The 13642-nt window shown below is 32.9% G+C and carries 13 protein-coding genes and 1 riboswitch; of the genes, 12 read left to right on the plus strand and 1 reads right to left on the minus strand.

The window, feature by feature from the left end:
* The first annotated feature begins 448 nt into the window (after positions 1-448).
* The 11 genes from BUA98_RS04525 (at position 449) to BUA98_RS04575 (ending at position 11546) form a co-directional block, all read left to right on the plus strand.
* Positions 449-637 carry a hypothetical protein gene (locus BUA98_RS04525; RefSeq protein WP_072970403.1) on the plus strand — a complete coding sequence of 63 codons (189 nt, stop codon included), beginning with the start codon at positions 449-451 and terminating at the stop codon, positions 635-637.
* Positions 638-718: 81 nt separating this feature from the next.
* Positions 719-2023 carry an O-acetylhomoserine aminocarboxypropyltransferase/cysteine synthase family protein gene (locus BUA98_RS04530; RefSeq protein WP_072970404.1) on the plus strand — a complete coding sequence of 435 codons (1305 nt, stop codon included), beginning with the start codon at positions 719-721 and terminating at the stop codon, positions 2021-2023.
* Between the two features lie 95 nt (positions 2024-2118).
* Positions 2119-3207 (plus strand): homoserine dehydrogenase family protein, encoded by a 1089-nt coding sequence (locus BUA98_RS04535; protein ID WP_072970405.1) that lies wholly within the window; start codon positions 2119-2121, stop codon positions 3205-3207.
* A gap of 628 nt (positions 3208-3835) precedes the next feature.
* Entirely contained in the window at positions 3836-4033 is a 198-nt protein-coding gene (locus tag BUA98_RS04540; protein ID WP_072970406.1) for a hypothetical protein, read from the plus strand.
* A gap of 188 nt (positions 4034-4221) precedes the next feature.
* Positions 4222-4330, plus strand: a riboswitch (SAM riboswitch).
* An 80-nt stretch (positions 4331-4410) separates the two neighbouring features.
* Entirely contained in the window at positions 4411-5394 is a 984-nt protein-coding gene (locus tag BUA98_RS04545; protein WP_072970407.1) for an alpha/beta fold hydrolase, read from the plus strand.
* Between the two features lies 1 nt (position 5395).
* Positions 5396-7810 (plus strand): bifunctional aspartate kinase/homoserine dehydrogenase I, encoded by a 2415-nt coding sequence (gene thrA / locus BUA98_RS04550; protein ID WP_072970408.1) that lies wholly within the window; start codon positions 5396-5398, stop codon positions 7808-7810.
* A gap of 206 nt (positions 7811-8016) precedes the next feature.
* Positions 8017-8442, plus strand: a complete 426-nt coding sequence (locus BUA98_RS04555) for an OsmC family protein (protein WP_072970409.1) — start codon at positions 8017-8019, stop codon at positions 8440-8442.
* A 139-nt stretch (positions 8443-8581) separates the two neighbouring features.
* The gene (locus tag BUA98_RS04560) at positions 8582-9754 is read left to right on the plus strand and encodes a trans-sulfuration enzyme family protein (RefSeq protein WP_026983849.1); all 1173 of its coding nucleotides are present in this window, start codon (positions 8582-8584) and stop codon (positions 9752-9754) included.
* A 68-nt stretch (positions 9755-9822) separates the two neighbouring features.
* A complete protein-coding gene (locus BUA98_RS04565; RefSeq protein WP_072970410.1) occupies positions 9823-10338 on the plus strand; it encodes a hypothetical protein in 516 nt (171 codons plus the stop codon).
* A gap of 144 nt (positions 10339-10482) precedes the next feature.
* Positions 10483-10992, plus strand: coding sequence for an RDD family protein (locus BUA98_RS04570; protein ID WP_072970411.1), 510 nt, complete (start codon positions 10483-10485; stop codon positions 10990-10992).
* Positions 10993-11135: 143 nt separating this feature from the next.
* Positions 11136-11546, plus strand: coding sequence for an RrF2 family transcriptional regulator (locus BUA98_RS04575; protein WP_012023576.1), 411 nt, complete (start codon positions 11136-11138; stop codon positions 11544-11546).
* A gap of 86 nt (positions 11547-11632) precedes the next feature.
* Here BUA98_RS04575 and BUA98_RS04580 read toward each other — a convergent pair whose 3' ends face one another.
* Positions 11633-12415 (minus strand): sulfite exporter TauE/SafE family protein, encoded by a 783-nt coding sequence (locus BUA98_RS04580; protein ID WP_072970412.1) that lies wholly within the window; start codon positions 12413-12415, stop codon positions 11633-11635.
* 307 nt (positions 12416-12722) lie between these two features.
* Between BUA98_RS04580 and BUA98_RS04585 the strand changes: the two genes are divergently transcribed.
* The gene (locus BUA98_RS04585) at positions 12723-13625 is read left to right on the plus strand and encodes a sulfite exporter TauE/SafE family protein (protein ID WP_072970413.1); all 903 of its coding nucleotides are present in this window, start codon (positions 12723-12725) and stop codon (positions 13623-13625) included.
* Positions 13626-13642 lie beyond the last annotated feature (17 nt).

Raw genomic sequence — 13642 nt, forward strand, 5'->3', positions numbered from 1 at the left:
TCTTGTATGATGCCGGAGCCTTCCGCAGAGACACTATTGTAGTTTATTTTCAAACCTATATATAGAACCTCTGCGTAACTGCAGAGGTTTTTTTTTATTCGAAAGTGAAGTAAAATCAAAATTTTATTATGTCTAATAAATTGATATTACTCGTAATGATAAAATTTTAATGTTAAATATGAAAATTTAGTTTGGTGGTTCGAAAAATACTTATTACATTTACTCTATCGAACTAGTCGAGTTTAAAAAAAAAGAATTAATTTTAAATAAAATAAAATGAAAACAATAGCAAGAACAAATATGATGTGTTTTAGTATGATGCAAATGTGCATCCAACCTTGCTGTTGCCAAAAGTAAAAGATACAATCTTTGTTATAGTTAAACTATAAGCCCTTTTGGTCGCCATCCGGAAGGGCTTTTTTTATTTCAACATTTTAAATTTTAAATCATGAACACATTAGATATAAATACAATCGCATTTCAGTACTTATTGAGAACAGAATCTCAAAAAAATAATAATAAATCTGAAGAACCAACAAGTGAAGCTGTAAAGTATGATCCTGCACAATATATAAAAGGTCAAAAGTCTTTATTATTTCATATGTATAATCTTGAAGAAGAAGATCTCTTTGTTTAGAAAATATCAAATTTGAATTTCAACGAAACAATTTCAATAACAATATATAATAGTACTAACAATACCTAAAATTAAGAAATCATGAGCACACAAAAATTTGCAACAAACGCACTACATGCAGGACACGACGTAACAAAAAATGCAGGAACCAGAGCGGTACCAATTTACCAGACATCTTCATATGTCTTTAATAATGCAGATCACGCTGCCAATTTATTTGGTCTTGCTGAAGCTGGATTTATCTACACCAGATTAAACAATCCAACAAATGATGTTTTAGAACAACGGCTTGCAGCACTTGAAGGTGGAATTGCAGCAGTTGTGACAGCTTCTGGAGCATCTGCAATCGCTACAACGTTTTTGACCTTGCTAAAAGCTGGCGATCATATTGTAGCATCAAACAGTTTATATGGAGGAACATATAATCTATTGAAAGTGACTTTGCCAAGATTGGGAATTACAACAACATTTGTAGATCCTTCAAAACCAGAAAACTTTACCAAAGCAGCAAAAGAAAACACCAGAGCTTTCTTCGTAGAATCATTAGGGAATCCAAAATTAGATGTATTGGATTTGAAAGCGATTTCGGCGGAAGCCAAAAACTTCAAAGTGCCTTTTATTGTAGATAATACGGTTGCAACTTCTTATCTGCTAAAACCAATTGAGCACGGAGCCAATATCGTAATTCATTCTTTAACTAAATATATTGCTGGAAACGGAACTTCATTAGGAGGCGCGATTATCGATGCCGGAACTTTTGACTGGTCTAACGGGAAATTTCCTGAATTCACAGAGCCTTCTGCAGGATATCATGGTTTAGTATACCACGAAGCTTTAGGAAATGCAGCTTTTATTGCAAAAGCAAGAATTGAAGGATTGCGTGATTTTGGTTCGGCTTTGAGTCCGTTTAACGCTTTCCAAATTATTCAGGGATTAGAAACATTGCCAATCCGAATTAAGAAACACAGTGAAAATGCTTTGGCTTTGGCCGAATGGTTGGAGAAACAAGATGAGGTCGTTTGGGTGAATTATCCAGGCTTAAAATCGAATAAATATTATGATCTCGCGCAGCAATATTTGCCAGAAGGTCAAAGCGGAATTATCACTTTTGGATTAAAAGGTGGTTTTGATGCGGCTAAAAAAGTAGTTGATGAAACTAAATTGTTCTCATTGCTTGCGAATATTGGCGATACAAAATCATTAATTATTCATCCGGCAAGTACTACTCATCAACAATTGTCTGATGACGAGCAATTAGAAACAGGAGTTTCAAAAGATTTGGTGCGACTTTCTGTTGGAATTGAAGATATCGAAGATTTGATTGCAGATTTACAAACCGTTTTTGCCAGCGTAACGCTATCACAATACAGTATTAATAAAAATTAGAATTAGGTTTTTTTGTTTTTTGTTTGAAAAATTGCCTTTAGCGATGTGGTGTTGCTAGAGGTGATTTTTTATCAATTTCATCTAATATATAAATTATGTCAAAGCTTAAAATAAATATTATCCTTTTTGGAATTGGGAATATCGGAAGTACTTTGATCAATCAGATTATAGAAAGTCAGGAATTTTTTCTTCAGAGTAAAAATATTGACTTTCATTTTCCGATTATCACCAATTCTACTGTTGCTTTTTTCGAGAAAGAAGGCGTTGGATATGCCTGGGAAACCAACTTTAGAGAATTGGCCGTTCCTTTTAAAGTAAAAGATATCGTCGAATTTGCTAAAGAAAATGAATTCGAAAATCTGATTGCGGTTGATGCAACGGCCAGCGACGAATTGATTGGTCATTATAATACGTTGATTGAAAACGGATTTAATATTGTAGCGGTAAATAAAAAAGCTAATACATTACCAATTGATCTTTATAAAGAGATCCGCGAGAATCTTAAAAAGTATGATAAAGAGTTTTTATATGAAACTTCAGTAGATACTGGTTTTCCGGTTTTGCAGACTTTGAGAGATTTGTATTATTCAGGAGAAAAAATAACGAAGATCCGTGGCGTTTTCTCAGATAATCTGAGTTATGTTTTTAATCGGTTTTCTACAGAAGAAGCTTCTTTCTCTTCTATATTAAAAGATGCAAGTCTTTTAGGATTAATGCGCTCTACTTTTAAGGAAGATTTGTCAGGAAATGATACTGCCAGAAAATTACTGATTTTGACAAGGGAAATTGGGAAAGATTTTGAATTATCAGATATAAAAATTGATCCTCTTATTAAAGAAGAACATTTAGAGAAAAATGGAATTCTTAATAAAGAAGCAATTGACAGATCCTTTAAAATTGCAAAAATCACTCAGGCAGATAATCATGTTTTAAGATATGTGGGTGAATTTGATGTGGAGCGCAATCGGTTAGAAGTTAAATTGATTTCAGAACCTGTTTCATCTGCCATTGGCCAATTAAAAGGTTCTGATTCGATTTTTGAGATTTATACACAATCTTATGCTAAAGTTCCTATTGTCATTCAGAGTGCATCTCCTTGTAAACAGGCAATCTCAAGAGGAATTATTACCGATATATTAAAAGTGTCAGAGAAAATTAAAAATAAAGAAGCGGTCTGGCTTTAAGAACTGGACACCTCAATTGTTTTTTTTAAGTTCTTTGATAAACTGATTTGTGGAGATATTAAAAGTAAAACTGTATTTTTTGTAAGTTTTTACTTTGTTTTTATGAGACAAAACTTTTGTAAGATGTTTTATATCGCTAAAATGCGTTTTTTTGTCGATTATTTGTCGTAATTTCCTTAAAATTATTTGTGTAATTAAAATAATATTTGCATATTTGTTAAACCCAAAAGCTACTAAATCAATGAACTTAAATGTCTATAAAATGTTTTGCGCCATTTCGGTTAATACCGTTGGGATGTCTTTTGCTTAAATTGTAAGAAAACAACAATATTATATGCAAAGCCTCCCAATAATTTTAGGAGGCTTTTTAATTTTATATGAAAATGCAAGAATTTAAAATAACAAATAAATCACAGATGAATAAATCCCTACAGATGAACAAGATGTTCACTGTCGCATTTATTTGCGTATGCGTCTGTTGATTCCAAAAGAATATATGAGTTTGAAAAACTTAAACCCTTTTGGTACACTAATCCAAAAGGGTTTTTTTATTTCATCCTGCTGGTTAACACAATAGTAAACGAATAATAAAGATAATAATACACAAACTAAACTAAACTTAAATATCATGAGCACATTAAACTACTTATCAAAGACATTTTCAACATTGAAAAACAGAAGTAAAAGGAATAATCCTCCTCCAAAAAATGAATTAATCGATCCAAGATTCGGAATAACCGAAACGGATAAAAAAACAGATAAAAAAGAACCGAACTCTTTATTGTTTTTGATGTATTCAAAAGAAAATGAAACGCTTTTTATCTAAATCGAAAAGTATCATAAAATAGGGGAATACCTGCTTAATTTTACTGGGCTTTTAGTTCGGTAAATTTTTGCGTATACTAGTTTTAGTTTGAATTATATTTAACAAATTGCGGAATCAGTTTCGATAAAATTTGTTTGTTTAAGAAATTAGTAGTTAATTTGCACCTTTAAGTTCAAAAACGTATTGAAATGTTATAAAGAAAGGACGAGGGATTAGACCCGATGAATCCTTAGCAACCCTTCGGTAAAGCGAAGAAGGTGCTGCATTCTACCACGCCCAAACGTGGAAAGATAACAACAAGAATTTTTCTAGTTTCACTCTAGACTTTTCTTTCTAATATTTCCAGATACAAATCAATAATACAATAGATTTGAAAATTGGAAAATATACCAAACCCTATTAGCATACAAAATTTCACCACCGAAAATGGTGCACTATATCATTCGTTACCTTTAAGTTTTACCGTTGCGGGTTTAGCTCTACATAGCGCGCCTATTGTTTTGGTTAATCATGCTCTAACAGGAAATGCTCAGGTTACCGGAGAAAATGGCTGGTGGAATGACTTAATTGGAGCAGGAAAGACAATTGATACCAACAGATATACCGTATTGGCATTTAATGTTCCGGGTAACGGAGCAGATTCTTTTTTAATTGAAAAGTATCAGGATTTTACGACCAGAGATATTGCGCGAATTTTTATAATAGGACTTGAAAGCTTAGCTATAGATCAGGTGCATACCATTATTGGAGGTTCTGTTGGAGGAGGAGTTGCATGGGAAATGCTGGCTTTAGAACCTAATATTACTCAAAATTTGATACCAATTGCAACCGATTGGAAATCGACAGACTGGATGATTGCTAATTGTTTTTTACAGGAACAAATCCTGAACAATTCGTCAAAACCAATTGAAGATGCCAGGATTCATGCCATGTTGTGTTACAGATCTCCCGAATCATTCAAAGAAAAATTTCAGCGTACGGTCAACGAAAATCTTTCCATTTTTAATATAGAAAGTTGGTTGGCACATCACGGAGATAAATTGCAAAAGAGATATCAATTAGCTTCATATAAATTGATGAATCAATTGCTTAAAACCATAGATATTACAAGAAATAGTGCCGATTTTGAAACTTTAATGTCTAAAACAAATGCAGCTATTCATATTATCGGAATCAATTCGGATTTGTTTTTTACTGCCAGAGAGAATAAAGAAACCTATCAGGAATTAAAAAAGTTCAAAGAAAATGTTTTTTACAGCGAAATAGATTCGGTACACGGACATGACGCTTTTTTAATAGAGTACAAACAATTAGATCATTTACTTGCCGATATTTTTAAGGCAGAAACAATAGCAAAATAAAATGAAAATATTAAAATTTGGAGGTAAATCATTATCAAACGGGGAAGGACTTAATAAAGTTGTTTCTATAATTTCAGATAAAGTAAATCAGGGCGAAAACATCGCAGTCGTAGTTTCGGCTCGTGGAGATGCTACAGATGAATTAGAATATATTTTGAAAATTGCTGCTAAAAACGGTAATTATAAAATCTTGTTAGAAAACTTTAAAACCTATCAAATTTCAGACTATCCTGAGGTTGATTTGTCTGAAGAGTTCAATATTTTAGATAAACTTTTTGAAGGTGTAAGCTTAATTGGCGATTACAGCAATAAAATTAAAGATCAGATTTTATCTAAAGGTGAATTGCTTTCGGCTAAATTATTGACAGCAATTCTGAAAGAAAAAGGAATTCCTGCGAATTTTGTTGATTCAAGAGAATTACTAAAAACCGATTCAAAATTTGGAGATGCACAGCCTTTAGAGCAGCTTTCGAAGAAAAATGTGATCAATTATTTCAAAGAACATAATGGATCAACCGTTAATATTGTAACGGGTTTTATCGGTTCAAACAACAATAATGATACGACAACTTTAGGAAGAAACGGTAGTAATTATACGGCTTCGTTGATTGCTAATTATTTAAATGCCGAAGAGTTACAGAACTTTACACACGTTGACGGAATTTATACAGCAAATCCTGATTTGGTTGCAGATGCTAAAAAAATTGAATTTCTTTCGTTTAACGAAGCGAATGAATTAGCAAATTTTGGCGCAACAATTCTTCATGCTAAAACTATTATTCCTTTATTGGAGAAGAATATTCCGCTTCGTATTTTGAATACATTCAATCATGAAAACCGCGGAACTTTAATTACTTCTGACTCTACTAAAGAAGGAATCAAAACACTTTCTGTTTTAGAAAATGTTTCTTTGGTGAATTTGGAAGGTCGCGGATTACTTGGTAAATCTGGTGTTGATGCCAGAATTTTTAAAGTAATGGGCGATAATAATATCAGTGTGAGTATTATTTCGCAAGGTTCTTCAGAAAGAGGAATTGGATTAGTTGTAGCAACTGATAAAGCTACAACGGCTATGGTTGAATTAGAAAAAGAGTTTGAAAATGATTTTTATTCTAAAGATGTAAACCAAATTACGGTAACAGATAACGTATCTGTAATTTCGATTATTGGTCAGGATTTGAGTACTTTTCATAAACCTTACACTGCTTTAATTAAAAATAAAATTGTTCCGATTTTATTTAACAACACCGTTACGGGTAAAAACGTGAGTTTGGTGGTTAAAAAATCAGAACTGAATAAAGCTTTAAACGTAATTCACGGTGAGATTTTTGGAGTTTCTAAAAAAATCAACATTGCCATTATTGGTCACGGTTTAGTGGGCGGAACATTAATCAACCAAATTTTAGAATCGGCTGCAGCTATTGAAAAAAGAAAAGATGTTAAGCTGAATGTTTTTGCGATTGCTAATTCTAAAAAATTACTTTTAAATAAAAACGGCGTAACTTCAAACTGGAAAACAGAGATTGAAAAAGAAGGTCTCGCTTATACCATTCAGGATATTATCGCCTATGCAAACCAACATCATTTAGAGAATTTAATTGCTATTGATAATACGGCAAGTGCATCTTTCGTAGAAAATTATATCCCGCTTGTAGAAGGCAGTTTCGATTTGATTTCTTCGAATAAAGTGGCTAATACATTAAGCTATGGTTTCTATAAAGAACTAAGAAAAGCTTTGGCAGAAAACCAGAAGAATTATTTGTATGAAACCAATGTTGGTGCTGGATTGCCATTAATTGATACCATAAAATTATTACATCTTTCAGGTGAAAATATCACAAAAATAAAAGGAGTTTTCTCTGGAACGTTGAGTTATTTATTCAATAATTTCTCTGCAAAAGACGTTCCGTTTAGCGAAATTTTAAAGGAAGCAATTGATAACGGATACACAGAACCAGATCCGCGTGAAGATTTATGCGGAAATGATGTGGGAAGAAAACTATTGATTTTAGCCAGAGAATTAGATTTGCAAAATGAGTTTGAAGAAATCTCTATTCAGAATTTAATTCCGGAACATTTAAGAGAAGGAAATGTTTCTGATTTCTTAACGAAACTAAAAGAATTCGATCCAATTTATGATAAAATAAAAGCAGATCAAAAGCCAAATCACGTATTAAGATACATTGGTGAATTGTCTGGAGATTTGCAAAACGACAAAGGAAATCTGGAAGTAAAATTAGTTTCAGTTCCTTCTGATACGGCGCTAGGCGGATTGAAAGGTTCAGATTCTTTCTTCGAAATTTATACAGAATCTTACGGAGATCGTCCAATTGTAATTCAGGGAGCCGGTGCAGGTTCTGCAGTTACAGCGAGAGGAGTTTTTGGAGATATTTTAAGATTATCTGATAAAGGATAAAAAAGATTTTAGAGTTCAGATTTTAGATTTACTGAGTTTCTAAATCGATTCCAGTTTGTCATTCCGACGAAGGAGGAATCCCCGCAAGTGACTCCACAACGAAATTCCAATCTTTGTCGATTCATGCGTGTGATTTCTCTCCCGAAGACTAGGGATCGAAATGACAAGATTGTGGATAATAAAAAAACAAAAAAAAATAACACACAATGAAAGTAACCTTAAACAGAGTAAACGACGCGTTTCATTTCAAACTAAAAAATGAAAGAGGTCATGTAGTTGATGTTGATAGCAGAGCTGAATTTGGCGGAAGCGATTTAGGTGCAAGTCCAATGGAATTAGTATTAATGGGTGTTGCAGGTTGCAGCGCGATTGATATGATTTCGATCTTGAAGAAACAACGCCAGGAAATAACATCCTTTAACGCTGAGGTTGAAGGCGAACGTGTTCAAATTGGAGAAGCAAAACCTTTTAAAGAAATCGATGTGGTCTTTTATTTAGAAGGAGATATCAATCCAGAAAAAGCACAACGTGCCGCAGAACTTTCTTTTGAGAAATATTGCTCAGTTGCCAAAACAGTTGAACCAACTGCTACCATTAAATATAAAGTTGTCTTGAACAACGAAATACTATAAATTAGAAAATGAGTCAATTAGAGAATTAGATAATTTTTAGATTGGCTAAAAAGACTCACTTGTTTAAGTTTCAAATCATGTTTTTACTCAGGTACAAACTTGAAACCTGAAACTTGAAACAAAAAAACAAAAAATTAAAATGAACGAACAAGAATTTGGTTTTGAAACCCAAGCCATCCGTACACATTTAGAAAAAACACAATTTCAGGAACATTCCACTCCGTTGTATTTATCATCAAGTTTTGTATTTGAGGATGCAGAAGATATGAGAGCTTCTTTCACAGAAGAAAAAGTACGTAATATTTATTCTCGTTTTAGCAACCCAAATACTACAGAATTTGTAGACAAAGTTTGTGCAATGGAAGGTGCCGAAGCGGGTTATGCTTTTGCAACCGGAATGGCGGCGATATATTCTACGTTTGCAGGATTGTTGGAATCTGGAGATCACATTGTTTCTGCGGGAAGCGTCTTTGGATCAACTCACGCTTTATTCATGACCTATTTTCCAAAATGGAAAATCGAAACTTCTTATTTTGATATTAATCAGCCAGAAACGATTGAAAGTTTCATTAAGCCAAACACCAAAATTTTATATGCAGAAACACCAACAAATCCTGGTGTAGATGTAATTGATTTAGAATTATTGGGACAAATTGCAAAAAAGCATAATTTGATTTTAATAATTGATAACTGTTTTGCTACGCCATACATTCAACAACCAATTAAATACGGTGCACATATCGTAATTCACTCGGCGACAAAACTGATAGACGGACAAGGTCGTGTATTAGGCGGAGTTGCAGTAGGAGATGCTGAATTGATTCGTAAAATATATTTATTTTCAAGAAATACAGGACCGGCAATGTCACCATTTAATGCGTGGGTTTTGTCAAAAAGTTTAGAAACTTTGGCTGTTCGCGTTGACAAACATTGCGAAAATGCTTTAAAAGTGGCTGAGTTTTTAGAAGCACATCCCAATGTAGCAAGTGTGAAATACCCATTTTTGAAATCACATCCAAAATATGAGATTGCCAAAAAACAAATGCTTTTAGGCGGTAATATTATTGCAATTGAAATTAAAGGCGGTCTTGAAGCAGGTAGAAAATTTTTGGACAAAATTAAATTATGTTCCCTTTCCGCAAACATTGGAGACGTAAAAACCATTGTAACGCATCCAGCCTCAACAACACACAGTAAATTGTCTGTTGAAGAAAAGCTTGCAGTTGGAATTACAGAAGGTTTAGTACGTGTTTCTGTAGGTTTAGAAACAGTGAAAGATGTAATTGCCGATTTAGATCAGGCACTTTCTTAAGGAATTTTAGATTTATGATTTTAGATATTAGATTTTGAATCTGGTATCTAAAATCATATTTTTATGGTATGGTTAAACCGAAACTACTCATCCTGTCCGATTTATTTGGAGGGCAACATCCGGAATGGATAAACTACTACACAAATACATTGCGTTCTAAATTTGAGATTCAGTATTATGATGTTCTTGAATTAGCTAATATTGATGCTTCCAATCTTGCGGAAGCCGATATTCACAAACAATTTCTCAATGGAGGAATTGATAAAGCAGTTGAAACTTTATTAAAATTAGAAACTGATAAAATAACAGTTTTGGGATTTAGCATTGGAGGGACAATTGCCTGGAAAGCTTCTTTACAAGGATTAAAAACAACACATTTATTTGCTGTTTCATCAACCCGATTACGATATGAAACAGAAGTTCCAAATTGTGAAATTAAAGTGTACTTTGGAGAAAATGATCCAAACAAGCCACTTTGTAAATGGTTTGCCGACTTAAAAATTGCGAATACGATTCTTCAGGGACAAAGCCATGATTTTTATATTAAAGAAAAAAATGCTTCTTTAATTTCTAAGGAAATTTAAAAAGCAAAAAACGATTTTTTGACTGTAAATTTATTACTGTTAAAAAATCGTTTTTTGTTTTTATAATTGTTTCGGTAAAAAGTATATTTTTGTTCATAACTAAATCAAAAATATATACTTAACCTTAATCAACCTTTATCGCTTATGAGTAATTCTACTTACATTTTAGATGATACATTATTGGTGTCCAGTGGGACTCGTTTTTTAAATTACATTATTGATCTTTTCTCTTTTTTTATTGTTTTATTTGCAATTGGCATTGTATTAGGAATTTTGACCAATGTATTTGGAATGACTGCACTAGGTCTTTGGGTTGACAGTCTGGGAGATTTAGGATGGAATGTTGTAGCGATTACAGTATCTATTATTTATTACACTGTTATGGAAGGATTGTTTGGACGATCTATAGGTAAATTTATTACAGGTTCTGTTGTTGTAGATGAAAATGGAGAAAAACCAAGCTTTGGAACAATTTTTAAAAGAAGTTTATGTCGCTACATCCCTTTTGATGCTTTAACTTTTTTAGGAGGTTCAAGAGGCTGGCATGATTCTATTTCTGACACCTATGTGGTAAGTAAAAAAGGATTGGATGAAAGTGTAAAATCTTTCCATGATTTTAACTTAATTGGTGTTCCTGAAACTGAATTAATTTAAACTATACTAATTTAGTAGAATATAGTTGCTCATTATATTATTATTCTCGTTCAAAAAGTATATTTTTGTACAGGAAAATATGTTGATTTTTTTTAGATGTGTAAAAAATCTAAAATCTAACTCAACAATCTAAAATTATACACGTGCTTTCAAAGAAAACAAAATACGGGATTAAAGCTTTAACTTATTTAGCCAGACGCGAGAACAACGAACCGGTACAAATTGCTGAAATTGCCAAAAGCGAACATATTTCGATTAAATTCCTAGAGAGTATTTTGTTATTACTTCGGAACTCTGGTTTTCTTGGAGCAAAAAAAGGAAAAGGCGGTGGATATTATCTGATCAAAGATCCAAAAGATATTAGCATGGCTAAAGTCTATAGAATTCTTGAAGGCCCAATTGCATTATTGCCTTGCGCCAGTCATAATTTTTATGAAAAATGCGATGATTGTGATGATGAATCAACTTGTGCTGCCAGACGTTTAATGACTGAGGTTAGAGATAATACACTTAAAATTCTTGAAAGTAATTCATTGGCAGATATTGCTTTTTAAGCGTTTCTGCTAACAACAAATCATAATAAAAAAGACCTTTTCATTAATTTGAAAAGGTCTTTTTTATATTTTGAGGATTTCTTCTTTTAGAAAACTAATTTATAACCTGCCAAAAATAGCATTACTGCAATAGCATTTCTCAGAAATAAATCGGGTACTTTCCCACTCAGCATACTTCCTATAAAAATTCCGGGAAGTGATCCCATCAATAATTGCCCTAGTAACCCTAAATCTAAATTTCCCATTGAAGCATGCCCAATTCCGGCAACAAGCGTTAAAGGAACGGCATGAGCAATCTCGGTTCCAACCAAACGAGGTGTTGGCAAAAGCGGATAAAGAAAAAATAAAGTCACAGTTCCTAACGCTCCAGCGCCAATTGAAGTAAGTGTAACCGTTGCTCCAAGTAAAACACCAATTCCTATAGTTAGCATATTTTGAGTGCGACTTTCGCTATGAAATTTGTCTCCGGCATGTTTTTGAGAGAAAACTAAAAGTTTCTTTTTGAATAAAATAGCTATTGATGTAAAAAGAAGTGCCCAGCCTAAACTGTATTTGATTACAGCATTTATAGTAGAAATATCAGTTTTAATGCTATGTAAAATCCATAAGGTAAGTAAAGCTGCGGGAACACTGCCTAAGGTAAGCCAGCCCGTTATCTGCCAATTGATATTGCTTTTTTTATGATGCACAAATACGCCTCCCATTTTGGTAAATGCGGCATACAATAAATCGGTACCAACGGCTGTTGTTGGAGGAATTCCAAAATACAATAAAATAGGAGTCATTAAAGAACCGCCGCCAACACCTGTCAACCCCACCACAAAACCAACGAGTAAACCCGCTATAACAAGACCGATTTGAAAATCCATAATAAAAATTTGCCGTAAAAATAACAACATTTTTATAATTATCCTATGGAAATGGTAGACTTTAAAAATGTATTTTATAAAACAAATATTCCAAGTGTATTTATTGTTTGAATACATTGAAATAACGTATTATTTGTTAAAATAATCGGCTCCGACTATAAATATCTCGCTAAGATGTAATTAAAGGGTTCTTAGAGGGTTAAAAAAATAAAAATATTGTTTTGATATTTAGAAATAAGTAGTATTTTTGCAAAGTAATCTACTAACCCGATAGGGTAATGGATTTTTTGAAAAGAATAATGGAAATATGGAGAAAGAACTGAAGTTAAATAGTGTTGAGGTTAAGTCTGATACGTCTTTAAAAGAAAAATTATGGGTTATTATACCTGTAGTTTTGTTGGTAGGTTTACTGACTGTGTTGGTTTATAATCATCATGCTGAATTTTCATGGAATGGTTTTGTTTCGGGATTTAATCAGGAGTTTTTAGTTTTTTTCTTTATTGGTGTATTTGCTCAGTTGGTAGACGGAACGTTAGGAATGGGTTACGGAGCAACTTCAACTTCATTTTTATTGGCTTATGGAGTTCCACCGGTAGTTAGCAGTACAGGAGTTCACGTTGCCGAAATGTTTACAACAGGAGTATCGGCAATTTCGCATCACCGTTTCGGGAATATCAATAAAAAACTGGTAAAGCATTTATTGATTCCGGGAGTTTTAGGATCCATTACAGGAGCTTATTTATTGTCTGATGTAATTAATGGAGATGTTATAAAGCCATTTATTGCAGTTTATATGATCATTTTAGCGATCATCATTATAAGAAAAGCATTGAAAAAAAGTATTATAAAAAAGAAAACTAAAAAATTAGGATTTCTAGCCACTTTTGGCGGTTTTATGGATGCCGTTGGTGGCGGAGGCTGGGGACCAATAGTAACTTCTACATTGTTAGGAAGAGGGAGAAATCCTCGTTACACGATTGGATCAGTAAACGCAGCTGAATTTGCAGTATCATTTGCAAGCGGAATTACTTTCATGCTTTTTGGAGGAATCCACGGTTGGCAGGTTATTATAGGTTTGATTTTAGGAGGTGTAATTGCAGCGCCATTAGGAGCTTATTTGGTAAATAAAATCAAAAGAAAACCAATGATGATTGCAGTTGGAGTTTTAATAATATTATTGAGTTTGAAAACATTATCTAAATTATTGTAATCAATTTTTTAGAAAGG

This window comes from Flavobacterium saccharophilum, from assembly GCF_900142735.1.
Classification (GTDB): domain Bacteria; phylum Bacteroidota; class Bacteroidia; order Flavobacteriales; family Flavobacteriaceae; genus Flavobacterium; species Flavobacterium saccharophilum.